The 552-nt window shown below is 43.7% G+C and carries 1 protein-coding gene; it reads right to left on the reverse strand.

All coding sequences use genetic code 11. From position 1 onward, the window contains the following. The coding region (locus A3762_RS18915) for a PAS domain-containing protein (protein ID WP_197469395.1) at nt 1-533 on the reverse strand (533 nt) is incomplete at its 3' end. Between the last annotated feature and the right edge of the window lie 19 nt (nt 534-552).

A 552-nucleotide genomic window follows, 5' to 3' on the forward strand; every position in this document is an offset into this window, starting at 1 on the left:
TTCCACAGCATTGATCGTTTTGATTGTTGTGCAGTGAACAGCTTTGTTTCTACGTTTTCTTGATTCGTTGAGCTGGCAGCTGCTTTGTTGAGGCGCCAGATTAGGGATTCATGTTGTTCGCTTGGAATGCAGAGTCGTAGGAAATCTTTGCCCAACACTGCTTCATATCGATATCCGCTGACCGCTTCGCAAGCCGAATTCCAGTGTTCAATGAGATAATTATCGTTAATAACAATGACTGGAATGCCTGCGGTTTCGATGAGTGCGCGGTAACGTTTGTTCGATTTCTTTAGCTCGTCCTCGGTTGCAAAGCGCGTTCTTATTTCTTGGCGAAGTTCTTGATTTGCTTCATCTAATGCTTGGGTTCGCTCGATAACGCGTTGTTCTAGATTTTTTTCAGTTTTTCGTTGGTCTGCAAGTAGTGATGCTAGATAAAGAACTATCGCGCTGAGTGCGTACCAAGCGATTAGCTCAATATTGTGCGTGATCCAACTTGAGACTGATTGAGCCTCATAGGTTGAGTTCGTTTGCATAGGTGCAATAAATAGAGTT

Source organism: Oleiphilus sp. HI0125 (genome assembly GCF_001635355.1).